Genomic DNA, 22,673 nt, shown 5'->3' with positions numbered 1-22,673 from the left:
GGAAGGGCGCGACGCAGTCGTCCTCCATGCTGGTCGAGTAGCCCCGCAGGGGCGTATCGAGACCCGCCGTCGTCAGCACGGATGGTCTGCAGACTCCTCTGCTGACGGTGGTGGATCTCGATACGCCCGCTGCGCGGGCTACTCGATCAACATGAGCGGCGCCCGCTGCGCGGGCTGCGCGGTCAGCAGGGGGCGTCAGGCGGCGGCGGTGAAGCGCAGCAGGATCGTGCGGGCCTCCGGGCGCAGCTGGAAGTCGGGCCAGACGTCCGGGCCGCAGGCGCGGGAGCCGAGGCCGTGCTGGGCGGCGTCGATCGTGAGCACCGAGCGGGTCGAGGCGGGCAGCTCGTGCGGGTGGCCCGCCGCCGTCAGCTCGTGCGCGGTGTGGCGCGCGAGCGTGAAGCCGGGGAGCCGGCCGTGCAGGTCGGCTGCCGCCTCGATGCGCAGGCGAGCGGCCCCGCCCTCGCTGAGGACCAGCTCCCGCACGGCGCTGCGGTGACCGTTCTCCTGCGGGCGCGCGTACTCCGTCTTCAGCTCGTCGATGCCGGCCGAGAAGCGGCCGACCCTGGTCGCGCGCATGCTGTCGGGGTACGACTCCCGCGGACCGGTGCCGAACCACTCCGCGCCGTCGACCGACGCCGGGAGGTCGAGCCGGATGCCCAGCCGCGGCCAGACCGAGCCCCAGCCGCGGGTCGGCACCAGGTCGACCCGAAGGGCGACCCCGTCGCCGTCGAGGCTCCAGTGCTCCTCGACGAGGAGCGCCGCGTCGAGATCGGCGGCGGACCAGCGGGTGCGCCGGCGGACCCCCGACGAGGTGTCGACCGACTCGACCCGGCCCACCAGCCGGTCAAGGCCCGCCTCGCGCCAGCGCGACGCGGAGGACGGCGCGGGCACGCCGTTGCCGTTGCCGGCGCGCGGGTCGCCCTCCGTGTACCCGGGGAAGCCGTCGCCCTCGTCGTTGTCGGTCGGCGCGCGCCAGAGCTCGGCGCGCGGTCCGTCGACCGCCAGCCCGGCCAGGGCGGTGAGCCGGCCGTTCCGGAAGCTCGCGAGCCCCAGAGCGCCCTCGACGGATGCGCCGCTCCGGGGCGAGCGGGCCCAAGCGGGCATCGGTGCGAGCGCGGAGAGGCGGCGCTGACCGGTGGACATCACGTGCCCGTCCTCGGCCCAGACGGTGCTCGACGCGAGCGCCGCGTCGACGGTCAGCCACGCCTCGCCGCCGGTCGGCACGTCGAAGGAGGGCAGCGCGAGCCGAGCGGAGTCGCCGGCCGCGATCGCGGGAGCGTCGAGCACGCCCTCCGCGGTGACCCTGCCGTCGAGCTCCACCCGCCACGCGAAGCGCAGGTCGGCGGTCGACGCGTCGTGCCGGCGGTTCTCGACCAGCACGGCGTCCGCCTCGACCGTGACGCGCACCGGCGCCACGATCTGCTTCCACTCGAACAGCCCCGGACTCGGCGTGCCGTCGGAGAGGACCATGCCGTCCATCACGAAGTTGCCGTCGTGCACGACCTCGCCGAAGTCGCCGCCGTAGGCGTAGTACTCGACGCCCTCGGGCGTGCGGGCGCGCAGACCGTGGTCGCGCCACTCCCAGACGAAGCCGCCGTGCAGCCGCGGGTAGCGGTCGACGAGGTCCTCGTACTGGTCGATCGCTCCGGGGCCGTTGCCCATCGCGTGCACGTACTCGCAGAGCAGGAACGGCTTCGAGCGCTGGCGCGCCGACTCACCGGCCGAGCAGCCGAGCAGCGGCGTGCGCGAGTCGTCGCGGCCGATCTGCTCGGTCTCGGGGATCGACGAGTACATCCGCGAGTAGACGTCGGTGTAGGCGCCGGTGTAGTCGCCCTCGTAGTGCACGGGGCGCTCGGGGTCGCGGCCGTGCACCCAGGACGACATGGCGGCGAGGTTCGCGCCGGTGCCGGCCTCGTTGCCGAGGGACCAGATCACGATGCTCGGGTGGTTCTTGTCGCGCTCGACGGTGCGCTCGATCCGGTCGAGGTACGCCTCGCGCCAGGCCGGGTCGTCGCTGGGGTTGCCCCTCCAGCCGTGGCGCTCGAAGCCGTGGGTCTCGAGGTCGCACTCGAGGATCACCCAGAAGCCCAGCTCGTCGGCGAGGTCGAGCAGGCGCGGGTGCGGCGGGTAGTGGCTGGTGCGGATCGCGTTGACGTTGAACCGCTTCATCATCGCGAGGTCCGCGCGGGCGAAGTCCTCGTCGAAGGCGCGGCCGCGGTCGGGGTGCGTCTCGTGGCGGTTGACGCCGTGGAAGACGACGCGCTCGCCGTTGACCAGGAAGCGGTCGCCGCGGATCTCGACGGTGCGGAAGCCGAGGCGGAGCGAGACCGTCTCGCCCGAGGAGGCGACCTCGGCGTCGTAGAGGCGGGGCGCCTCCGCCGACCACGGCTCGACGGCCGGCACCTCGATCGGAGCGACGTCCGCGGCACTCGCCCAGACCGTCTCGATGCCGAGCTCGGGGACGCGGAGGGTGACCGGGAAGGCCGCGTCGCCCGCCGTCAGCTCGGTCTCGATCCGGCCCGCGCCGGCGGCGAAGGAGGCGCGCACGAAGACGTCCTCGACGCCGCCGACCGGGCGGGCGACCAGGTGCACGGAGCGGAAGATCCCCGGCAGCCACCACTGGTCCTGGTCCTCGACGTAGCTCGCGGCGGACCACTGGTGCACGCGGACGACGACGAGGTTTTCACCCGGCCGCACCGCCTCGGTGACGTCGAACTCCTGCGCTAGGCGGCTGCCCGAGCCGATGCCGATCTCGACACCGTTGACCCAGACGCGGTAGCGCGACTCGACCCCGTCGAAGCGGAGCACCACCGCCTCGGCGCCGGCAAAGGACTCCGGCAGCTCGAAGCTGCGGCGGTGGTCGCCGGTCGGGTTCGCGTCCGGGACGAACGGCGGCTCGGTCGGGAACGGGAACTGCACGTTGGTGTAGGCGGGGAGGCCGTAGCGCCCGTCGCCCTGGAGGACCCAGTGCGACGGGACGGGCAGCACGTCCCAGCCGGAGTCGTCGAAGGACTCCGCCCCGACGTCGTCCACCCCCTCGCCCTCGGGCAGCGCATCGGCGCCGCCGAGCGTGCCCGGTGCAGCGGGGAGCAGGCGGAAGCGCCAGTCCCCGTCGAGCGAGAGCGTCGGTGCGTCGGTGTGCAGCCACGAGCGGGCGGCGCGGCGCCGGCCGGAGCCGGGGCCGGTGTCGGTGAGGTAGTGGGAGGACGTCGGGGCGAGGGTCACTTGACGGATCCTTCGGTCAGGCCGCCGCGCCAGAAGCGCTGCAGCACGATCATGGCGATGGCGAGCGGGATGATCGACAGCAGGACGCCGCCGGTCGTGAGCTCGTAGAACTCGGGCAGCCGGTCCACCTGGCTGAGCCAGTTGTTCAGGCCGAGGGTGATCGGGAAGAGCTCGGTGTCCGAGAGCATCACGAGCGGCAGGAAGTAGTTGTTCCAGATCCCGACCAGCTGGAAGAGGAACACGGTGACCAGCGCCGGGGTGAGGATCCGCAGCCCGAGGGTGTGGAAGATCCGCAGCTCGCTCGCACCGTCGATCCTGGCTGCCTCGATGATCGCGGTGTCGACCGTCGCCTGCGCGTAGATCCGGCAGAGGAACAGGCCGAACGGCGAGACCAGCGAGGGGATCAGCACGCTCCAGTAGGTGTTCGCGATGCCCATCTGGCTGAAGAGCAGGAACAGCGGGAGCGCGGTGGCGGTCCCCGGGACGAGGACGCCCGCGAGGATCGTGCCGAAGACGAGCTTGCTGCCCTTGAACTCGTACTTCGCCAGCGCATAGCCGCCCGCGGCCGCGAGGTAGGTCGCGAGCAGCGCGCCGACGCCGGCGTAGAGCACGGAGTTGAGGAACCAGCGGACGAAGATGCCGCCGTCGTAGGTCAGCACCTGGCCCAGGTTGTCCCAGAGCGCGAAGGTCGGCGCGAACCAGAAGCCGTAGGTGGCGAAGAGGTCGCCGGTGGTCTTCGTGGCGGCGACGACGACCCAGTAGACCGGGATCAGGAAGTAGATCGCGACGACGACGAGGATCGCGGTGACGATGATCGTCGAGGCGCGGTTGCGCCCGGCCGAGCGGTCGGGGCCGCGGCCGGCCTTCGCGGGCCGTTCCGCGGTGACGATGCCGGTGGTCGTGGGCGCATCGGCGGTGGCGCGCTCCGTCGTGCTCATGAGGACTTCCTGTTCGAGATCGAGAGGAACGTGAAGGAGAGGGCGAACGCGACGAGCGCGATCAGCACGGCCTGCGCGGCGGCGACGTTGTAGTCGTTGTAGGCGAAGGCGGTGGTGTACGCGCTGAGGTTCGGCGTGTACTGGCTGTCGATCGCGGGCGCGACCGTCTTCAGCACCTGCGCCTCGGCGAACAGCTGGAGCGTGCCGATGATCGAGAAGATCGTCGTGAGCACCAGGGCCGGGCGGATCAGCGGGAGCTGGACGCTCCGCGCGACCCGCCAGGTGGAGGCGCCGTCGACCTTCGCGGCCTCGTAGAGCTCGACCGGGATCGACTTCAGCTGAGCGACGATGATCAGCATGTTGTAGCCGGTGTAGCTCCAGAGCGAGATGTTCGCGATCGACCAGAGCACCGAGTTCGCGCCGAGGAAGTCGGGGTCGAGGCCGACCACGTTCGCCGCGTCGATGATCGGGCTGAGCCCGGGCACGTAGAGGAAGGACCACAGGATCGTCGCGATGACGCCCGGGACGCCGTAGGGCAGGAAGTAGGCGGCGCGGAAGAAGCCCGGGAAGCGCGCGGAGGCGGACTCGAGCATCAGGGCGAGCACCGTGCAGAGCGCGATCATGATCGGCACCTGCACGATGCCGAAGAGGAACATGCGGCCGATCGAGGCGATGAAGTTGCCGTCGGCGAGGGCCTGCGCGTAGTTGTCGAAGCCGGCGAAGCCGCTGGTCACGCCCGCCTCGCCGAAGAGGCCCGAGCGGGTCACCTTCGTGAAGCTCGAGCCGATGGCGACGACGATCGGGATGATGAAGGTGAGGACGAAGAGCGCCAGGAAGGGCGCGAGCAGGATCCACGGGGCGCGGGTGACGGAGCGGCTCCGCTTCGAGGCGCCGGGCGCCCTCGAGGTGGCGGCGACCGCGGCGGCGGCGGGGGAGGTCGTGGTGGTCATGCGGAGGCCTTCCTGATGCTGAGGCCCTTGTTCTGGAAGACCGTGATGATCTGCTGCTCCGCCTGCGCGACGGCGTCGACGAGCGAGAGCCCGGACGCCTTCTTGCGGAAGCCGTCGCTGAGGATGTTGAACGACTGCTGGGTGACCGGCCACCAGGACCAGTCCGGGTTCTGCTCCGTCGCGGCGGGGACGAAGACGTCCTCGTTGTAGTTCTGACCGCTGAAGAAGTCGCTCGGGCCCTTCCGGACCGAGCCGATCTCGCCGACCGCCGGGGACCAGCCGATGCCGCTGTTGGCGATCATCGCGTCGATGCCCTCCTGCGTGGTGGTCATCCAGACGGCGAACTCGAGCGCCTCCTTCGGGTGCTTGCTGTTCGCGAAGACCGCGGCCGTCGAGCCGCCGAGGAAGCTCGAGCCGTAGCCCGTGCCCTCCCAGACCGGCATCGGCGCCGCGCGCCACTTGCCGGCCCCGCCGCTGACGCCCTCGATCAGGGCGTCGCCCCAGCTCGCCGTCGTGCAGGAGGCGATCCCGCCGTTCGCGGCGGCCGCGAACCAGGCGGGGGAGTAGGCGCCGTAGCCGACCTCGACCAGGTCCTGGTCGATCGCGGAGTCGAAGAAGGCGGCGACCTTCGTGGTGGCCTCGTCGGTCATGTCGATGACCCAGCCGTCCTCCTCCGCCTTCAGCCACTGCGCGCCGGCCTGCGTCGCGAAGGCGGCGAACACCGAGGCGTCGGCGAGCGGGAAGCAGTCGATGTAGGAGTCGACGCCGCGCAGCTCGGTCGCGATCGCGGCCCAGTCGTCCCAGGTGGTGGGCGTCTCGGCGCCGACGCTGTCGAAGATCTCCGGCTGGTAGAACAGCGCCATCGGGCCGCTGTCCTGCGGGATCCCGTAGACGCCGCCGGTGTAGCTGACCTGGCCCCAGAGCGTGGGGTCGTAGCGGTCGGCGTAGTCCTCGGCGCCGTAGCGGTTGAGGTCGACGAGGCCGTTGACGAGCAGGAACTCGGGGAGCGAGCGCATCTCGACCTGGCCGAGGTCGGGGCCGCCGCCGGCCGCGAGGGCCGAGTAGAGCTTCTGATAGCCGCCGGCGTTGCCGCCGGGGATCCAGACCGCGTCGACCTGGACCTCGGGGTGCGAGGCGTTCCAGACGTCGCAGACCTTCTGCAGGTCCTTGAGCCAGGCCCAGTACTGGAGCCGGATCGGCCCCTCGGCCGCCGGGATCGCCGCGCCGGCGTTGACCGAGACGGTGCCGGGCGTGGAGCAGGCGGTGAGGCCGCCGAGTGCCGCGGTGCCGAGGCCCGCGGCGAGCAGCTGTCGCCGGGTGAACGGATGCATGTGTCCCTCACTTCATCGTGGTGGAGTCCGGGACCAGTCCGCCCGGCTGATCCGGACGCTACCACAATTTCGAGTGCGTACTCGAAATTGGTGGAGGGCACCGCTCGGTCGCTCCGAGCGCGCGCTACGCTGGGCGATCGACCGGCTGCGCAGCCGGCACTTCGAGGGCGAGGAGCGGCCGATGGCGGAGGCGGGCACCACCCGGAGCGCGCGCCGCGGCCCGTACGCGAAGTCGGCCGAGCGCCGGCGCGCGATCATCGAGGCGGCGCACGCGGTCTTCGCCGCCCGCGGCTACGCCCGCGGCTCGCTGCAGGACGTCGCCGACCGGGTCGGGCTCAGCCAGACGAGCCTGCTGCACTACTTCCCGTCGAAGACCGATCTGCTCCTGGCCGTGCTGCAGCACCGCGACCGGATCACCGGCGACGGCTCGACGCCCGTCGATCCTGAGGAGGGGCTCGTCGAGGGCATCGTCCGCCAGACCCGCTACAACGAGACGGCGCCCGGCGTGATCGAGCTCTACGCGGTGCTCTGCGGCGAGTCGACGACCGACGAGCACCCGGGGCGCGACTTCTTCGCGTCGCGCTTCCAGCGGCTGCGCGCGGACTACGCCGGCCAGCTCCGAGAGCTGCGCGCCGAGGGCCGGCTGCGCGAGGGCGCGGATCCGGACCGGGTGGCCGCGTCGATCATCGCGCTCTGGGACGGGATCCAGCTGCAGTGGCTGCTGGAGAACGACGCGGTCGACATGGTGGCCTGCCTGACCGACTACCTCGACCTGATGATCCTGCCCGCGCCGTAGGCTCCGGGCATGACTCTCACCCAAGGCTCCGGCTGGCTCTGGCTCGCTCTCGCGATCGTCACGGCCGGCCTCGCCGAGCAGAAGGGCCGCTCGCGCTGGCGCTGGTTCGTGCTCGGGCTGCTGCTCGGGCCGATCGCGACGGCGCTCGTCGTGCTCTGGGCGCGACCGGAGGCCGGGGTGGCGACCGACGTGCGCTGGAACTTCGCGATCGGCGCCGGCGTCGCCTCGGTGGCGCTCGCGCTCGTCGCCGTGACGTCGGCGCTCTGGCTGCTGCTCGTCCCCGCGGCGGTCGCGGCGCTCGTCGCCGGCCTGCTCGCCTGGCTCAGCCGCCGCGTCCCGTACGAGCGCCTGCCCCGCTGACGCCCTCTGCGAGGGCTACTCGATCAGCATGAGACGGACGCCCGCGCTTGCAGCATGAAGTGAACGCGTGCGCGCCTTCATGCTGGTCGAGTAGCCGCGCAGCGGCGTATCGAGACCCGCCGTCGTTCGGTGGGTGGATCTCGATACGCCCTCTGCGAGGGCTACTCGATCAGCATGGGGGAGACCCCGGTCCGCCGACGCCTACGGCAGCAGGCGCGTGGGGCCGCGGAAGAGGTAGGTGACCTCGCGGAGGTTCGCCTGGCCGAGCATCAGCATGATCACGCGGGAGAGGCCCATGCCGAAGCCGCCGTGCGGGGGGACGCCGTAGCGGAAGAAGTCGAGGTAGAACTCGAGCTCCTCCGGCTCCAGGCCCTTCTCGCGCGCCTGCTCGACGAGGACGTCGACGCGGTGCTCGCGCTGCGCGCCGGTGGAGATCTCGACGCCGTTGTAGATGAGGTCGTAGCTGTTGGTGATCGTCCCGTCGCCCTCGCGGCGCATGTGGTAGAACGGCCGGATGCTCGAGGCGTAGTCGGTCAGGAAGACGAAGTCGTGGCCGAACTCCTCCTGCACGTAGGCCGCGATGCGGCGCTCGCCCTCGGGGTCCATGTCGTCGTCGGCGCGGGGCACCTCGTAGCCGCGCTCGGCGACGATCCGCTTGGCCTCGGCGAGCGGGATGCGCGGGAACGGCGTGGTCGGCACGCGCAGGTCGATGTCGAAGAGCGCCTTGATCGCCTCGCCGTGCTTCTCGACGACCGCGGTGAGGCCGGCGACGATGAGCTGCTCGTGCAGCTCCATCACGTCCTCGTGCGAGTCGATCCAGGAGACCTCGGCGTCGACGCTGGTGAACTCGGTCGCGTGCCGGGAGGTGAAGCTCGGGTCGGCGCGGAACGCGGGCCCGACCTCGAAGACCTTGCCGAAGCCGGCCGGCTGCGCCATCTGCTTGAAGAACTGCGGGCTCTGCGCGAGGTACGCCTTGGTCTCGAAGTACTCGACCTCGAAGAGCTCGGCGCGCGACTCGGAGGCGCTCGCCATCAGCTTCGGCGTGTGGATCTCGATGAAGTCGTGCTCGATCCAGTACGTGCGCAGCGCGTGCTCGAACGTGGTCTGCACCCGGGCGATGAGGTTCTGCTCGGGGCGGCGCAGGTCGAGGAAGCGCCAGTCCATCCGCTTGTCGATGCCGGAGTCGGCCGCGATCGGCGCCTCGGGGATCGACGCGCTGACGATCTCGAGCGTCTCGAGCTTGACCTCGAGGCCGCCGAGCTTGACGCGCTCGTCGTGCTTGAGCTGGCCGGTCACGCTGACGAACGAGCCCTGCGCGAGCCCGGAGATCGCCTCGGTGATCGCGAGCTTCGCGGCGGAGGCGTCGTCGCCCTCGACCGCCTCGCGGACGGCCGGGTTCACCAGCTGCACGGCGCCGGACTCGTCGCGGAGGACGACGAACTGCACCTTCTTCTGATCGCGCACGGTCTCGACCCAGCCGGCGACGCGCACCGGCCCGTCCTCGAGCGCGGCGAGCTTGCTGACGGTGGTTCGGGGGAGGCGGGTCTCGTCGGTCACGGTAGGGGAGTCTACTCGGGGCCCGCCGCGGGCGCCCCGTCGGCGCCGGTCAGCGGCTGCCGCGGGCTCCCTCGACCGTGCTGCCGCGGACGATCAGCGTCGGCTCGAGCACCTCGTGCCGGTGCTCGTGCTCCGGCCCGTGCAGCAGCTCGTCCAGCAGCAGCCGGATCGCGGCCGCCCCCATCGCCTCGCCGGGCTGCGCCATGGTCGTGATCGGCACGAGGCTGTCCCAGGCGGAGCGGTTGTCGTCGTAGCCGGTGATGGCGAGATCGACCGGGAGCCGGATGTCCGACTCCGACAGGATCGACTGCACGATGCCGAGCGCGAGCAGGTCCGCTGCCGCGACGATGCCGTCCGGGCGGTCCTCCGGTGCGCGGGCGGCGATCAGGTGGCCGAACCGGCGGCCGTCCTCCACCTGCACCTCCGCGGTAGGATCCAGCTCGAGCGAGACCGCGCCGTTCGTCTCGGCGATCGCGCGCTCGACCCCGCGCAGGCGCTCGCGGACGGGGTTCGCGATGCTCGGATCACCGGCGAAGGCGAGCCGGCGGCGGCCGAGGTCGATCAGGTGCCGCGCGGCGAGGTAGCCGCCGTGCTCGTCGTCGGCGCTGACCGTGCAGGCGCCGTCGACGGCGGCGTCGTTGAGCAGCACGACCCGTCGCCCGCCGCGGCGCTCGGCGACGACGTCGGGCGCCGTCCCCGGCAGCGGGGCCAGGAGGATCCCGGCGACCTGCTCCTCGGTGAAGAGGTCGAGGTAGGTGCCCTGCTTGGCCGCGCGCATGTCGGCGTTGCCGAGCACGACGCTCATCCCCGCGCCCTCGGCGGCGTGCTCGGCACCGCGCGCCATGTCCAGGAAGAAGGAGTTGCTGAGGTCGATCACGACGAAGCCGACGGTGCTGCTCGTCCCCGCGGCCAGCGCGCGGGCCGCGCGGTTGGGGGTGAAGCCGAGCTCGTCGATCGCCCGCTGCACCCGCTCGCGCGTCGCCGGTGCGACCAGCAGCGGTCGGTTCACCACGTTCGAGACGGTCCCGAGTGCGACTCCCGCCAGGCTGGCGACGTCCTGCATGCGGGCGGGCGGGCGCCGCGCGGGCGAGCTCTCTGCCGCGGTCATCCCTGCCTCCGTCGCGTCCGCCGTCCGGCGGTCGGAGGTCACGGTATCAGCGCGCTCGGCACGGCGAGGCCCGCGGCCGGGAGCGATCCCGACCGCGGGCCGTGGTGGCGCGAGCGCCTAGGGGATGCGCACCGTGGTCGTGCGCGACGCGTCGACGGAGCCGCCGACCGACACGGTGTACGTGCCGCGGGCGGCGACCCAGGAGTCGCTCTTCACGTCCCAGTACTGCAGGAGACGCAGGTCGGCCACGTCCTTCGCCGAGAGCGAGACCTTCACGGTCTTCGACTCGCCGGGCTGCAGGGTCACCCGCTCGAAGCCGACCAGGCGCTGCGCCGGCTCGCCGGTCGAGCTCGGGAGGGTGAGGTACGCCTGCGCGACCTCGGTGCCCGCCCGGTCGCCCGAGTTCGTCACGCGGAAGGAGATGTCGATCCCGATGTCCTTGATGCCGGACTTCGCGGACCTGTCGAACGTGATCGTCGGCGTCAGCTTCGCCTTCGCGTAGTCGAACGTCGTGTAGGAGAGGCCGTGGCCGAACGCGAAGAGCGGCTCGATCCCCTGCGACTCGTACCACTTGTAGCCGACCGCGAGTCCCTCGGCGTAGTCGACCTGGCGGATCTCGGTGCTCCCCGCGGGGCGCTCCGTCGATCCGTCGGCGAAGACGCCGGGGTACTGGGCGGGAGTGCTCGCGGGGACGTCCGCGAGCGACTTCGGGAACGTCATCGGCAGCTTGCCCGAGGGGTTCACGTCGCCGAAGAGCAGACCCGCGAGTGCCGGGCCGACCTGCTCGCCGCCGTACCAGGCCTCGAAGACGCCCGAGACGCTGTCGAGCCAGGGCATCTCCACCGCGGAGCCGGTGTTCAGCACCACGACGGTCGACGGGTTCGCCGAGGCGACGGTCTCGATCAGGGCGTCACCGCCACCGGCGAGGCGCAGGTCGGCCAGGTCGTCGAACTCGCCCATCCGCTGGTAGCCGAAGACGATCGCGACGTCGGCGGCTGCGGCGGTCGCGGCGGCGCTCGCCGGATCGGTGCCCGGGTCGAAGACGACGCTCGCGCCGGCCGCGGCGGCCCGCTCGCGGATCGCGGTCTCGGGGGAGACCAGGTCCTCGCAGTTCAGCGTGCCCGCGTTGTTGAAGCGCCAGGCCATGCTGCAGACCGAGGCGGCGCTGATCCCGTCGGTGACCGTGCTCGACGCCGTCGCGCCGATGACGGCGATCGTCGCGCCCTTCTCGACCGAGAGGGGCAGGACGCCGTCGTTCTTGAGCAGCACCGTGCCCTGCTCCGCGAGCGTCCGGGCGACGGCCTTGTGCTCCGCGGTGGAGGCGTCCGCCACGGGCGTCGTCGGCACCGGGTTGTCGAAGAGCCCGCCGCGCACGTAGGCCGCGACGACCCGCTTCGCCGCCGCGTCGATGTGGCCCTGGGTGATCTCGCCGGCCGCGAGCGCGGCGTCGAGCAGGGCGGGAGTGTAGAAGCGCGGCCGGTTGAGCTCCTGGTCGAGTCCGGCGACGAGCGAGGCCGCCGTCGAGTGCACGGCACCGAAGTCCGAGACCACGTAGCCGTCGAAGCCGAGGTCGTCCTTGAGGTTCGTGGTCAGCAGCGGGTTCTCGCAGGCGTGGACGCCGTTGATCTGGTTGTACGAGCACATGACGCTCTCGGGCGAGCTCTTGCTCAGGGCGATCTCGAACGGCAGCTCGTAGACCTGCTTGAGGGTGCGCTCGTCGACGTTCGAGGAGCTGGTCTGCCGGTCGAGCTCCTGCTCGTTCGCGACGTAGTGCTTGAGGTCCGAGATCACCGGCTTGTCCGGGTTCCCGTCCTCCAGGCCGTTCACGGTCGCGGCCGTGAGCAGACCGGTGAGCAGCGGATCCTCGCCGAAGTACTCCGGCGTGCGTCCCGAGCGCGGGTCGCGCCCGCCGGCCAGGCCGGGGCCGAGCACGCCGTTCTTGCCCTTGTCGAAGGCCTCGGCGCCCTGTGCCGCGCCCTTCTGCTCGGCGAGCGCCGTGTTCCAGGTCGCTGCGACCGAGATCGGTGCGGGGAAGGCGGTCACGCCCTCGGTGAAGCGGACCCCGTCGGGGCCGTCGGTGTACGTGACGAGCGGGGTGCACGGCACCTGCACCGGGTACTCGACCCCGGAGAAGACCGTCTGCTGGGGCGCGTTGGCGGGCTGCTCCACCAGCCAGCGGTACTTCTGCTGCGGCGAGCTCGCGGCGAGCAGCGCGTCGGCGCGCTGCTCGGGGGTCTTCGAGGCGTCCATCCACGGGACGCTCGAGCAGTCGACGGCGGCGGCGGGGGCGGTCGCGCCGACGAGGGTCGGAGCGGTCAGGGCGAGCGCGGTGGCGGCGACGAGCGCCCACCGTCCCCGCCGGCGCGCGGGGCGCGGCATGTTCGTCGGTCGCAGGGGCTTCAGTTGCATGTGCTGATCCTCACCATTGAGTCGATCGAAGTCCTGAAGCGCTTCAATCTGAGCACACACTAAGGAGCCGCGCAGGGCGGTGTCAACGGATCACGGCTCCGCGAGTGTCGCGGGACGCCTCCGGGAGCGGACGGCTCAGCGCACGATCCCCGAGCGGCGGGCCGCCGAGACGGCTGCAGTGCGGGAGGCGACGCCGAGCTTCGCGAACACGTGCGCGAGGTGCGACTTGACGGTGGTCTCGGTCACGAACAGCCGGGCGGCGACCTCGGTGTTGCTGAGGCCCTGGGCTACGAGGGCGAGCACCTCGGTCTCGCGGGCGCTGAGCCGCGGGGCGGGGGAGCGGAGCCGCTCGAGCAGCCGCGCGGCGACGGCGGGGGCGAGCGCGCTCTCGCCGGCGGCGGCCGCGCGGATCGCCGCGAGCAGCTCCTCCGGCGGCGCGTCCTTGAGCAGGTAGCCGCTCGCGCCGGCCTCCACCGCGCCCAGGATGTCGGCGTCGGTGTCGTAGGTCGTGAGGACGAGGACGGAGGGCGGCTCGGCGGAGGAGCGCAGCGCCCGCGTCGCGTCGACGCCGGTCTCGCGGTCGGCGCCGAAGCGCAGGTCCATCAGCACCACGTCCGGGTGCAGGCGGGCGGCGGCGTCGATCGCCTCCGCGGGGGAGCCGGCCTCGCCGACCACGGTCAGCCCGTCCTCCGCGCCGATCAGCGCGCGCAGCCCCGCGCGGACGATGGGGTGGTCGTCGACGAGGAGCACGCGGATCACGCGGCGCCTCCCGCGGGGAGCTCGGCGCGGACCGTCGTCCCGGCCGGCGACGAGTCGACGTCCAGCCGCCCGCCGAGCTGCTCGGCCCGCTCGCGCATCGCCCGCAGGCCGAAGGAGTCGAGCCGGGCCGAGGGGGTGTCCGCCTCGGGATCGAAGCCGGTCCCGTCGTCCGCGATCTCGAGCCGGGCGGTGCCGCGGTCGCTGCGGAGCGTCAGCGCGACCGTGCTCGCTCCCGAGTGCCGCAGTGCGTTCGCGACCGCGCCCTGGGCGAGCCGGAGCAGCGCGGTCTGCGTCTGCATCGGCAGCGCGCGACCGTCCTCGGCGTCGACCGTCACGACGACTCCCGAGCGCTCCCAGTGCGTGCCGGCCAGTCGCCGCAGCGCTCCGTCGATGCTCTCGCTGTCGAGGGCGGGCGGGGAGAGCTCGCGGATGAAGCGCCGGGTCTCGTGCAGATCGGCGGCGGCCGTCTCCCGGGCGAGCCGGACGTGCTCGATGCCCGGCCGTCCGGGGTCCGCCCGCTCGGCCGCGTGCAGCAGCATCTGGATGCTGGAGAGGCCCTGCGCGACGGTGTCGTGGATCTCGCGGGCCAGGCGCGAGCGCTCCTCGGCGACGGCGGCCGCGCGCTCGCTCGCCCCGAGCCGGTCGCGGGTGGCGAGCAGCTCGGCGAGCAGCTCCTCCCGCTCGCGCGCCTCGCGGGCCAGCGCCCGCGCGGCGAGGCCGATCAGGATCGCGATCCCGGCGGCGATCACCGGGCCGACGATCCCGCCGATGCTCCACCGGCCGTCCCAGCCGAGCGCCGCGACGGCGATGGCGGTGAGGCCGAGCACCGCGGCGATCGCCGCCCGCGGGGGCAGCACGTGCATCGCCAGGAAGAACAGCGGGAACGCGAGGTAGGCGGCGTCGGACTCGAGCAGGACGAGAGCGGCCCAGGCGAGGGTCACTCCCGCGAGCCAGAGCAGCCCGCGGCGCCGCGAGCGAGCCGTCCAGCGCGGCCCGGCGAGGTACGCGCCGAGCAGGAGGAGGCAGAGAAGGAGCACCACCGGGGTGCGCGGGCCGGGCTCGACGAGCGTGCGCACGGCGACGAGGACGAGCAGGCCGCCGACCAGGAGGTGCAGTCCCGCGCGCAGTCCCGTCAGGACGGGGGCGAGCGGAGTGTGCGGCACGGGGGAACGCTACGCACCGCGGGGCCGCCTGTCATCGTGCGAAAGGAGGAGGCGGCCGTCCCTCGAAGAACGGGCGGCGGCCCCGGTCGACCGCACGATGCGCCGGATGCGCGCCGCTTCCAGGCTGGAGGGGCCGCCGATCCCCGCGGCATCGACTCCCTGGAGGTCCCCGTGTTCGTCGCCTGGCGCGAGCTGCGTTCCGCACGCGGCCGCTTCCTGCTCATCGGCGCGGTGGTCGCGCTAATCACCCTCCTGGTGGGGTTCCTCTCCGGCCTGACCGGCGGTCTGGCCCTGCAGAACGTCTCGGCGGTGCTCGGCGTCCCCGCCGACCGCCTCGTCTTCTCGGCCGGCGCCGACGCGCCCTCGTTCGCCGACTCCTCGGTCACCGCGCAGCAGGAGGCGGAGTGGGCGGCGCTGCCGGGCGTCGCGTCCGTCGAGCCGCTCGGCGTGCTGCAGGCCCGGGCGGAGGCGGGCGGTGCGCGCGTCGCTGTCGCCGTCCTCGGCGTCGACGCGGCGCTCGGGGCGCCGGCCGACCCGGGCGGCATCGCCCTCTCGGCACCGGCGGCGAGAGCGCTCGGCGTCGGCGTCGGCGACACCGTGAGCATCGCGGGCACCTCCGCCGTCGTCTCCTCGATCGGCGGCGACGACTGGTACAGCCACACCCCCGTCGTCCGCCTCCCGCTGGCCGCCTGGCAGGCGCTCGCGGCCTCGCTCGGCACACCGGCCGACGCGACCGTCCTCGCGGTGCGCGGCTCGTCGGACTGGGCGGCGGGGGAGGCGGCGACCGGCACGGTCTCGCGCGCTCCGCTCGCCGCGCTCAGCGCGATCGGGTCGTTCCGGTCCGAGATCGGCTCGCTGCTGCTGATGGTCGCGATGCTCTTCGGGATCGCCGCGCTGGTCGTCGGCGCGTTCTTCACGGTCTGGACGATGCAGCGCTCCGGCGACATCGCCGTCCTGAAGGCCCTCGGCGCATCGACGCGCTCCCTCCTCCGGGACTCCCTCGGCCAGGCCCTCGCCGTGCTGATCGCCGGGACGGGCGCGGGGCTGCTCGCCGTGGTCGGGCTCGGGAGCCTCGCCGGGACCGCCCTGCCGTTCCTGCTCAGCCCCGTGACCACGCTGGCCCCGGCCGCCCTGATGATCGCGCTGGGACTGCTCGGCGCCGCCGCGGCCCTGCGCGCCGTCGTCTCCACCGACCCCCTCACCGCACTCGGGAGCGCACGATGATCGAACTGCACGACGCCACCCTCACGTTCGACGACGGCGGCTCGCGCCTCACCGCCGTCGACCGGGCCGACCTCGAGTGCCGGCCGGGCACCGTGACCGGGCTGACCGGCCCGAGCGGCTCCGGCAAGTCCAGCCTGCTCGCCCTGGCGGCGACGCTGATCCGCCCGGACTCCGGCCGCGTGCTGATCGACGGCGACGACGTGTCGCGCCTGTCCCGGGCGGGGGCGGCCCGGCTGCGCCGCTCGCGGATCGGCATCGTCTTCCAGCAGGCGAACCTGCTGCCGGCGCTGACGGCCCGCGAGCAGCTGCTGGTGATGGACCGGCTCGGCGACCGGCGGCGGAGCTCGGCGACGGCGCGGGCGGACGAGCTGCTCGCGGAGGTCGGTCTCGCGGACCGCGCCCACGCCCGCCCGGCGCAGCTCTCGGGCGGTCAGCGGCAGCGGGTGAACATCGCCCGCGCGCTGATGAACGCGCCGTCGGTGCTGCTGGTCGACGAGCCGACGAGCGCCCTGGACACCGAGCGCGGCGCGGCGATCGTCGACCTGATCGTCCGCCTCACCCGGGAGCGCGGCACGGCGACGCTCCTGGTGACGCACGAGGAGGCGCACCTCCCGCGGCTCGACCGCGTGGCGACGATGCGGGACGGGCGGCTGTCGGCGGGCGAGCCGTGCGCCGCGGTGCCGGCCGGTCGGCGGTCCGCGGCGCGGTAGCGTCGCCCGCATGAGCACCGCACTGATCACCGGAGCGTCCACCGGCATCGGGGCCGCCTTCGGGCGCGCCTTCGCCCGCCGGGGCTTCGACCTCGTCCTCGTCGCCCGCGACCGGGGCCGGCTCGAGGAGGCGGCCGCCGCCTTCCGCGCGCTCGGCGCCCCGCACGTCGAGGTGCTGCCCGCCGACCTCTCCGACCGCGGGGACGTCGAGCGGGTGCGAATCCGGCTCGTCGACCCGGAGCGGCCCGTCCGGGTGCTGGTCAACAACGCCGGCTTCGGGATCGACGGCAGCTTCGCCGAGCCCGACGTCGCGGCGCAGGACGAGGCGTTCGAGGTGATGGTCCGCTCCGTGTCCGTGCTCTCCGGCGCCGCGGCGCAGGCGATGGTCGGCCGCGGGCGCGGGGCGATCCTCACCGTGTCGAGCGTCGCCGGCTTCGTGCACCTCGGGCCGTACTCGGCGATCAAGGCCTGGGCGACGGCCTTCACCCAGTCGCTGGCGGTGGAGCTGCGCGGCAGCGGCGTGCGGGCCGCGGCGCTCTGCCCGGGCTGGGTGCGCACCGAGTTCCACGAGCGCGCGGCGATGGACACCGCCTCGATCCCCTCCTTCCTCTGGCTGGACGCGGACGCGGTGGTCGAGGAGTTCCTGCGCGATGTGGCGCGCGGCTCGGTCGTCTCGATCCCGTCCTGGCGCTTCGGCGTGCCGATCAGCGTGGTGCGCCACCTGCCCGGCTCGCTCGTGCGGCGGCTCTCCGCGGCGGTGAGCGCGCGGCGCTGAACGGCCGCTCCAGCCGGGCACGGCAGAGGTGCGGATCGGCCGTCCCTATTCCCGGCGTTCCTCCACGCGGCGTTCCGTACACTTGACGCTCGTGGTTGCCGATCAGATCCATCTCGTGCGGCACGGCGAGGTCTTCAACCCCGACCGGGTCCTCTACGGGCGACTCCCGCACTTCCGGCTCTCGGACCTGGGCAACCGGATGGCGCGCGCCGCCGCCGACGACCTGCTCGAGCGCCGCCGCCCCGTCACGGCGCTGTTCGCCTCGCCGCTGCAGCGCACGCAGGAGTCGGCCCAGCCGATCTCGCAGGCCTTCGAGCTAGAGATCGTCACCGACGAGCGCCTGATCGAGCCGACCAACCGCTTCGAGGGCAAGCGCGTCGCCGCCCGCAACTCGGCGCTCAAGGACCCGCGCAGCTGGCCTCTGCTCCGCAACCCCTTCGAGCCCAGCTGGGGCGAGCCCTACCTCTCCATCTCGGCGCGGATGTACGCGGCGCTCGAGTCCGCCTGGCAGGGCACGGCCTCCGGTGACGCCGCGCTCGTCAGCCACCAGCTGCCGATCTGGACCACCCACCGCGCGATCGCGGGGGAGAAGCTCTTCCACGACCCGCGCAAGCGCCGCTGCGCGCTGTCGAGCATCACCACCTTCGAGCGCCGCGGCGACCGCTTCGTCGAGGTCGGCTACTCCGACCCGGCGGCCGGCCTCCAGGGCCTCGCGACCGACGTCGGAGCGGTCTGATGCGCCGCACCCGCGCGCTCGGCGTGCTCGTGCTCGTCGGCGCCCTCGCGCTGAGCGGCTGCACCCGCGACAAGCTCGCCGAGGACTACCGGCAGGGCACCAACAACGGCTTCATCTCCGGCGACGGCACGATCACGGAGGTCCCGGTCGACCAGCGGGGCGAGGCGATCGAGTTCACCGGGACCGACGAGGACGGCGCGACCATCGACTCGGCCGATCTCGCCGGCCGGGTCGTCGTCGTCAACTTCTGGTACGCCAGCTGCGCTCCCTGCCGCGCCGAGGCGGCGGACCTCGAGCAGGTCAACAGCGAGTTCGCCGGTCAGGACGTCTCGTTCGTCGGCGTGAACGTGCGCGACCAGGCGCCGACGGCCGCCTCCTTCGCGGCCGACTACGGCATCAGCTACCCCTCCATCGTCGACACCGACTCCTCGGTGCAGCTCGCCTTCACCGGCGACGTCCCGCCGAACGCGGTGCCGACCACGATCGTCCTCGACAAGGAGGGCCGGGTCGCCTCGCGCATCCTCGGTCAGCTGCAGGAGGCGTCGATTTTGTCGACGCTCGTGGGCGACACGCTCGCGGAGTCGGAGTAGCGCGGTGAGCGAGGTCGTCATCAGCGGCCAGCTCCTCCTCGCGGTGCCGATCGCGCTGCTGGCCGGGCTCGTCTCGTTCGCGTCGCCCTGCGTGCTCCCGCTGGTGCCGGGGTACCTCGCCTACGTCGGCGGCTTCACCGACGCCGACGAGCGCGCCGCCCGGGGCCGCCGCCGCATCGTGCTGGGCGTGCTGCTGTTCGTGCTCGGCTTCTCGCTGGTCTTCGTCCTCTTCGGCGTCGCCGCCGGCTCGATCGGCTTCTGGCTGCGCGCCTACGCCGACGTCATCACCCGCGTGCTCGGCGTCTTCGTCATCGCGATGGGGCTGGTCTTCATCGGCCAGCTCTCCGTCCTGCAGCGCACGATCCGTCCCGGCTTCCGCCCGGCGACCGGGCTGATCGGCGCCCCGCTGCTCGGCATCGTCTTCGGCGTCGGTTGGACCCCCTGCCTCGGCCCGACGCTGACGTCGATCCTCGCCCTGAGCTACGGCGCCGGCTCGCCCTGGCGCGGTGCGCTGCTGACGGTCGTCTACTGCCTCGGCCTCGGCATCCCCTTCCTCCTGGTGGCGTTCGGCTTCAGCTGGGTGACCACCACCCTCGCGTTCGTGAAGCGCCACATCCGCGTCATCAACATCGCCGGCGGCGTCGCCCTCGTCCTGATCGGAGTCCTGATGGTCACGGGCCTGTGGAACACCCTCGTCTACGGAGCACTCTTCGAGGTGATCAATGGCTTCCAGCCCGCGCTCTGAGTCCGACTCGAGCACCGAGTCCGACTCGAGCACCGACGCCTCGGCAGGCACCGACGCGACCCAGCGGAAGGCGGACGCGTCCTTCCGCCCCGCCGACCACTTCGACTCCGACGGGTCGATCACCCAGCCGACCCTCGGCTTCACCGGCTGGGTCCGCTGGATGTGGCGCCAGCTCACCAGCATGCGCACCGCGCTGTTCCTGCTGCTGCTGCTCGCGATCGCGGCGGTGCCGGGCTCGCTCGTGCCGCAGCGCTCCTCCGACCCCAACGGCGTCACCCAGTACTTCGTCGACAACCCGGACCTCGCGCCGCTGCTCGACAAGGTCCAGGCGTTCGACACCTACACCTCGGCCTGGTTCTCGAGCATCTACCTGCTGCTGTTCGTCTCGCTGATCGGCTGCATCATCCCGCGGACGAAGCACCACTTCGAGGCGATGCGCTCCCGCCCGCCGAAGACGCCGGCCCGCCTGCAGCGTCTGGCCGGCTACACCGTCCGCGAGGTCGAGGGCGCGAGCGAGGAGGAGGCCATCGCCTCCGCGCAGGCCGTCCTGCGCCGGGCGGGCTACCGCACCGAGCGCCACGACGACCCGCGCGGCCGCTGGTCGAGCGTCTCGGCCGAGCGCGGCTACCTCCGCGAGACCGGCAACCTCGTCTTCCACTCCGCGCTGGTCGGCATCCTCCTGGCCGTCGGCATCGGCGGCGGCTTCGGCTACAGCGGCCAGCGCGTGCTGGTCGAGGGCTCGCAGGGCTTCGCCAACAACCTGGCCGGCTACGACTCCTTCAACCCGGGCCGGTTCTTCGACAGCAGCCAGCTCGACCCGTACCAGCTGACCCTCGACTCGCTCGACGTGCAGTACGAGGAGCAGAACCAGCAGGCGCTCGGCCAGCCGGTCGACTTCACGGCGCACGTGACGACCACGCAGCGCGACGGCGACTCCTCCGACGAGACGATCAAGGTCAACGACCCGCTCGCGGTCGGCGGCACCAATGTCTACCTGCTCGGCAACGGCTACGCGCCGACGATCACGGTGCGCGACCCCTCTGGGAAGGCGATCTTCACCGACTCCGTGCCGTTCCTCCCGCAGGACGCGAACCTCACCTCGGTCGGCGTCGTCAAGGTGACCGACGGCCTCGCGGAGCAGGTGGGGCTCACCGGCTTCTTCTACCCGACCCAGGACGAGCTGGCCTCGGGAGCATCGACCTCGATCTTCCCGGACCTGCAGTACCCGGTGCTCTCGCTCAACGTCTTCGAGGGCGACCTCGGCCTCGACGGCGGCGTGCCGACCTCGGTCTACGTGCTGAACACCGACTCGCTCACCCGCCTCACCGGTGGGCAGACCGGCGTGCCGTCGATCACGCTCAAGCCGGGCGACTCCGCCGAGCTGCCCAACGGCCTCGGCACGGTCACCTTCGACAACGTCGGTGCCGACCCCTCCGTCGTCGGGACCGACAGCGTCAAGCGCTTCGCCTCGTTCGACATCCACCACGACGCGACCCAGGGCTGGGTGCTGCTCTTCGCGATCCTCGTGCTCGCGGGGCTGCTCACCTCGCTGTTCGTGCCGCGGCGCCGGGTGTGGGTGAAGGCGACGAGCGGGGCCGACGGTGGGCTGACGCTCGAGTACGCCGGGCTCGCCCGCGGCGAGGACCCGCAGCTGACCCGCGCGGTCCGGACGATCGCCGACCGGCACGCGCCGCTCGACCAGCCCTGAGGCGGGCCGGCCCCGACGTCGATCTGCTCCGGTCCCGGCCGGCCCTCGCGCCGGCCGGGACCGGACTCCGCGGCGGCCGCGGTCAAGTGATCCAACCTGTGCATGTGTGCAGGGGCGCCTCACGGCGCCGTCGCTTACCCTGGAAGGGTGATCGAGACCCTCTCGCAGTACTCCGTGCTGTGCCTCTACTCCGCCATGGGCATCTACGCCCTGGCCTTCATCTTCTTCGCCATCGACCTGGCCCGGCGCTCGTCGGTCGCCGACGGCGACTCGATCGAGGTCGTGCGCGAAGCCGAGCGGGTCGCCTCCAGCGCCGCCGCCGACCGCGCGGCGAGCGGCAAGGCCACCGTCGCGTCCGGAGCGGCCTCCGTCGGCGGCAGCGGACGCACCGCGACGCTCTCCCGCCTCGGCAGCCGCGTCGAGGACGAGGTGTACAACGCCCCGTCCCGCTCGAAGGCGATGCGGATCGGCTTCTCGCTCACGCTCCTCGCCTTCGTCCTGCACCTCGGCGCCACCGTCCTCCGCGGCATCGCCGCCGGCCGGGTGCCGTGGGCCAACATGTACGAGTTCTCGATCACCGGGACCGTCCTCATCATCGGCGTCTTCCTCGCCGTGCAGCTGCGCTGGGACCTCCGCTTCCTCGGGGCGTTCATCACCGGCCTCGTGCTGGTCCTCCTCGGCGTCGCGACCGTCAACTACTACGTCGACGTCGTCCCGCTGCCGCCGGCCCTCCAGTCCTACTGGCTCGTGATCCACGTGCTCGTCGCGATCCTCGGCACCGCCTTCTTCGCGCTCGGCTTCGCGCTCTCCGTCACCCAGCTGCTCCAGTCGCGGAGGGAGACCAGCGGCGAGAGCGCCCCCTCCGTCCTCCGCTTCCTGCGCACCCTCCCCAGCTCGCTGACCCTCGAGAACCTCGCCTACCGCGTCACGATCATCGGCTTCATCCTCTGGACCTTCACCCTCATCGCCGGCGCCGTCTGGGCCGAGAAGGCCTGGGGCCGCTACTGGGGCTGGGACACCAAGGAGGTCTGGACCTTCATCATCTGGACCATCTACGCCGGCTACATCCACGCCCGCGCCACCCGCGGCTGGCGCGGCACCCCCTCCGCCTGGCTCGCGATCATCGGCTTCTCCGCCGTCATGTTCAACTTCGGCGTCGTCAACGTCTTCTTCAAGGGGCTTCACGCCTACTCCGGCCTCGACACCGGCATGTGATCTGCGGGCGCTGGCGGGCGCGCTCGCGGCGTTGTCGTCGGGGTCCGTAGCTCCCGCTACGCACCCCTCCTCCGCCTTGCGATCACACCCACCAGCACCCGCAGATCCGTACTGACGGGGGTGGGGCCGTCGCTGCGCGACGAGCCTCACGAGCACGGCCGTCGCTGCGCGACGAGCCTTCGCGGCAGGGCCGTCGCTGCGCGACGAGCCTTCGGGAGCACGGCCGTCGCTGCGCGACGAGCTCCTGGGGCGGCAGCGCCGTTCGCAGAACCGTCGGCGCATTCATGCTGGTCGAGTAGCTCCGCAGGGGTGTATCGAGACCCACCGTCGTCAGCAGGGTGGTCTGCAGACTCGCCTGCTGGCGGTGGTGGATC

Annotated in this window: 19 protein-coding genes; 10 read left to right on the top strand and 9 right to left on the bottom strand. The window is 72.6% G+C overall.

Annotation, left to right across the window (positions count from 1 at the left end):
- Positions 1 to 195: 195 nt before the first annotated feature.
- The 4 genes from C1I64_RS12550 to C1I64_RS12535 are packed head-to-tail and all read right to left on the bottom strand — an operon-like array spanning position 196 to position 6,444.
- Positions 196 to 3,225 (bottom strand): glycoside hydrolase family 2 TIM barrel-domain containing protein, encoded by a 3,030-nt coding sequence (locus tag C1I64_RS12550; protein ID WP_127887429.1) that lies wholly within the window; start codon positions 3,223 to 3,225, stop codon positions 196 to 198.
- Positions 3,222 to 4,163: a carbohydrate ABC transporter permease gene (locus tag C1I64_RS12545; protein WP_123705362.1), complete on the bottom strand. Its 942-nt coding sequence runs from the start codon at positions 4,161 to 4,163 to the stop codon at positions 3,222 to 3,224. The genes C1I64_RS12550 and C1I64_RS12545 overlap by 4 nt, the downstream gene beginning before the upstream one ends.
- Positions 4,160 to 5,113: a carbohydrate ABC transporter permease gene (locus C1I64_RS12540; protein ID WP_127887428.1), complete on the bottom strand. Its 954-nt coding sequence runs from the start codon at positions 5,111 to 5,113 to the stop codon at positions 4,160 to 4,162. The genes C1I64_RS12545 and C1I64_RS12540 overlap by 4 nt, the downstream gene beginning before the upstream one ends.
- The gene (locus C1I64_RS12535; RefSeq protein WP_127887427.1) at positions 5,110 to 6,444 is read right to left on the bottom strand and encodes an ABC transporter substrate-binding protein; all 1,335 of its coding nucleotides are present in this window, start codon (positions 6,442 to 6,444) and stop codon (positions 5,110 to 5,112) included. The genes C1I64_RS12540 and C1I64_RS12535 overlap by 4 nt, the downstream gene beginning before the upstream one ends.
- 181 nt (positions 6,445 to 6,625) lie before the next feature.
- On the opposite strand from C1I64_RS12535, the gene C1I64_RS12530 reads away from it, so the two are divergent.
- Together C1I64_RS12530 and C1I64_RS12525 are read left to right on the top strand one after the other, a co-directional pair.
- Positions 6,626 to 7,240 (top strand): TetR/AcrR family transcriptional regulator, encoded by a 615-nt coding sequence (locus tag C1I64_RS12530; protein ID WP_127887426.1) that lies wholly within the window; start codon positions 6,626 to 6,628, stop codon positions 7,238 to 7,240.
- Positions 7,241 to 7,249: 9 nt separating this feature from the next.
- Positions 7,250 to 7,600, top strand: a complete 351-nt coding sequence (locus tag C1I64_RS12525) for a hypothetical protein (RefSeq protein ID WP_127887425.1) — start codon at positions 7,250 to 7,252, stop codon at positions 7,598 to 7,600.
- A gap of 201 nt (positions 7,601 to 7,801) precedes the next feature.
- Here the strand turns inward: C1I64_RS12525 and aspS are convergent, their stop codons facing one another.
- The 5 genes from aspS to C1I64_RS12500 all read right to left on the bottom strand — a co-directional run bounded on the left by aspS (position 7,802) and on the right by C1I64_RS12500 (position 14,596).
- A complete protein-coding gene (gene aspS, locus C1I64_RS12520; RefSeq protein ID WP_243581297.1) occupies positions 7,802 to 9,157 on the bottom strand; it encodes an aspartate--tRNA(Asn) ligase in 1,356 nt (451 codons plus the stop codon).
- Between the two features lie 49 nt (positions 9,158 to 9,206).
- Positions 9,207 to 10,265 (bottom strand): LacI family DNA-binding transcriptional regulator, encoded by a 1,059-nt coding sequence (locus C1I64_RS12515; RefSeq protein ID WP_127887424.1) that lies wholly within the window; start codon positions 10,263 to 10,265, stop codon positions 9,207 to 9,209.
- Between the two features lie 117 nt (positions 10,266 to 10,382).
- Positions 10,383 to 12,674 (bottom strand): beta-glucosidase, encoded by a 2,292-nt coding sequence (locus C1I64_RS12510; RefSeq protein ID WP_208645122.1) that lies wholly within the window; start codon positions 12,672 to 12,674, stop codon positions 10,383 to 10,385.
- A gap of 135 nt (positions 12,675 to 12,809) precedes the next feature.
- Positions 12,810 to 13,433, bottom strand: a complete 624-nt coding sequence (locus C1I64_RS12505; RefSeq protein ID WP_127887423.1) for a response regulator — start codon at positions 13,431 to 13,433, stop codon at positions 12,810 to 12,812.
- Positions 13,430 to 14,596, bottom strand: a complete 1,167-nt coding sequence (locus C1I64_RS12500; protein ID WP_127887422.1) for an ATP-binding protein — start codon at positions 14,594 to 14,596, stop codon at positions 13,430 to 13,432. Before C1I64_RS12500 ends, C1I64_RS12505 begins: the two co-directional genes overlap by 4 nt.
- A 171-nt stretch (positions 14,597 to 14,767) precedes the next feature.
- On the opposite strand from C1I64_RS12500, the gene C1I64_RS12495 reads away from it, so the two are divergent.
- The 8 genes from C1I64_RS12495 to ccsB all read left to right on the top strand — a co-directional run bounded on the left by C1I64_RS12495 (position 14,768) and on the right by ccsB (position 22,299).
- On the top strand, positions 14,768 to 15,820 hold the full coding sequence (locus C1I64_RS12495; RefSeq protein ID WP_127887421.1) for an ABC transporter permease: 1,053 nt from the start codon (positions 14,768 to 14,770) through the stop codon (positions 15,818 to 15,820).
- The gene (locus tag C1I64_RS12490) at positions 15,817 to 16,530 is read left to right on the top strand and encodes an ABC transporter ATP-binding protein (protein WP_123705354.1); all 714 of its coding nucleotides are present in this window, start codon (positions 15,817 to 15,819) and stop codon (positions 16,528 to 16,530) included. The genes C1I64_RS12495 and C1I64_RS12490 overlap by 4 nt, the downstream gene beginning before the upstream one ends.
- A gap of 10 nt (positions 16,531 to 16,540) precedes the next feature.
- On the top strand, positions 16,541 to 17,305 hold the full coding sequence (locus C1I64_RS12485; RefSeq protein WP_127887420.1) for an SDR family NAD(P)-dependent oxidoreductase: 765 nt from the start codon (positions 16,541 to 16,543) through the stop codon (positions 17,303 to 17,305).
- 91 nt (positions 17,306 to 17,396) lie between these two features.
- Positions 17,397 to 18,041, top strand: a complete 645-nt coding sequence (locus tag C1I64_RS12480) for a histidine phosphatase family protein (protein WP_123446605.1) — start codon at positions 17,397 to 17,399, stop codon at positions 18,039 to 18,041.
- Entirely contained in the window at positions 18,041 to 18,631 is a 591-nt protein-coding gene (locus C1I64_RS12475) for a TlpA family protein disulfide reductase (protein WP_127887419.1), read from the top strand. The genes C1I64_RS12480 and C1I64_RS12475 overlap by 1 nt, the downstream gene beginning before the upstream one ends.
- 4 nt (positions 18,632 to 18,635) lie before the next feature.
- Positions 18,636 to 19,376 carry a cytochrome c biogenesis CcdA family protein gene (locus tag C1I64_RS12470; RefSeq protein WP_123446603.1) on the top strand — a complete coding sequence of 247 codons (741 nt, stop codon included), beginning with the start codon at positions 18,636 to 18,638 and terminating at the stop codon, positions 19,374 to 19,376.
- Positions 19,354 to 21,084, top strand: coding sequence for a cytochrome c biogenesis protein ResB (gene resB / locus C1I64_RS12465; protein WP_127887418.1), 1,731 nt, complete (start codon positions 19,354 to 19,356; stop codon positions 21,082 to 21,084). Before C1I64_RS12470 ends, resB begins: the two co-directional genes overlap by 23 nt.
- 147 nt (positions 21,085 to 21,231) lie before the next feature.
- Positions 21,232 to 22,299 (top strand): c-type cytochrome biogenesis protein CcsB, encoded by a 1,068-nt coding sequence (gene ccsB, locus C1I64_RS12460; RefSeq protein ID WP_425272907.1) that lies wholly within the window; start codon positions 21,232 to 21,234, stop codon positions 22,297 to 22,299.
- Positions 22,300 to 22,673: the final 374 nt, after the last annotated feature.

The sequence above is a fragment of the Rathayibacter festucae DSM 15932 genome, assembly GCF_004011135.1.
Classification (GTDB): Bacteria; Actinomycetota; Actinomycetes; order Actinomycetales; family Microbacteriaceae; genus Rathayibacter; species Rathayibacter festucae.
This window is presented reverse-complemented; position numbering and strand designations above follow the sequence as displayed.

Excerpts from the sequence above, each read along its gene's own strand:
- C1I64_RS12545 (WP_123705362.1), bottom strand. The coding sequence starts at position 4,163 with ATGAGCACGACGGAGCGCGCCACCGCCGATGCGCCCACGACCACCGGC.
- C1I64_RS12540 (WP_127887428.1), bottom strand. The coding sequence starts at position 5,113 with ATGACCACCACGACCTCCCCCGCCGCCGCCGCGGTCGCCGCCACCTCG.
- C1I64_RS12535 (WP_127887427.1), bottom strand. The coding sequence starts at position 6,444 with ATGCATCCGTTCACCCGGCGACAGCTGCTCGCCGCGGGCCTCGGCACC.
- C1I64_RS12530 (WP_127887426.1), top strand. The coding sequence starts at position 6,626 with ATGGCGGAGGCGGGCACCACCCGGAGCGCGCGCCGCGGCCCGTACGCG.
- C1I64_RS12525 (WP_127887425.1), top strand. The coding sequence starts at position 7,250 with ATGACTCTCACCCAAGGCTCCGGCTGGCTCTGGCTCGCTCTCGCGATC.
- C1I64_RS12515 (WP_127887424.1), bottom strand. The coding sequence starts at position 10,265 with ATGACCGCGGCAGAGAGCTCGCCCGCGCGGCGCCCGCCCGCCCGCATG.
- C1I64_RS12510 (WP_208645122.1), bottom strand. The coding sequence starts at position 12,674 with ATGCAACTGAAGCCCCTGCGACCGACGAACATGCCGCGCCCCGCGCGC.
- C1I64_RS12490 (WP_123705354.1), top strand. The coding sequence starts at position 15,817 with ATGATCGAACTGCACGACGCCACCCTCACGTTCGACGACGGCGGCTCG.
- C1I64_RS12485 (WP_127887420.1), top strand. The coding sequence starts at position 16,541 with ATGAGCACCGCACTGATCACCGGAGCGTCCACCGGCATCGGGGCCGCC.
- C1I64_RS12475 (WP_127887419.1), top strand. The coding sequence starts at position 18,041 with ATGCGCCGCACCCGCGCGCTCGGCGTGCTCGTGCTCGTCGGCGCCCTC.
- resB (WP_127887418.1), top strand. The coding sequence starts at position 19,354 with ATGGCTTCCAGCCCGCGCTCTGAGTCCGACTCGAGCACCGAGTCCGAC.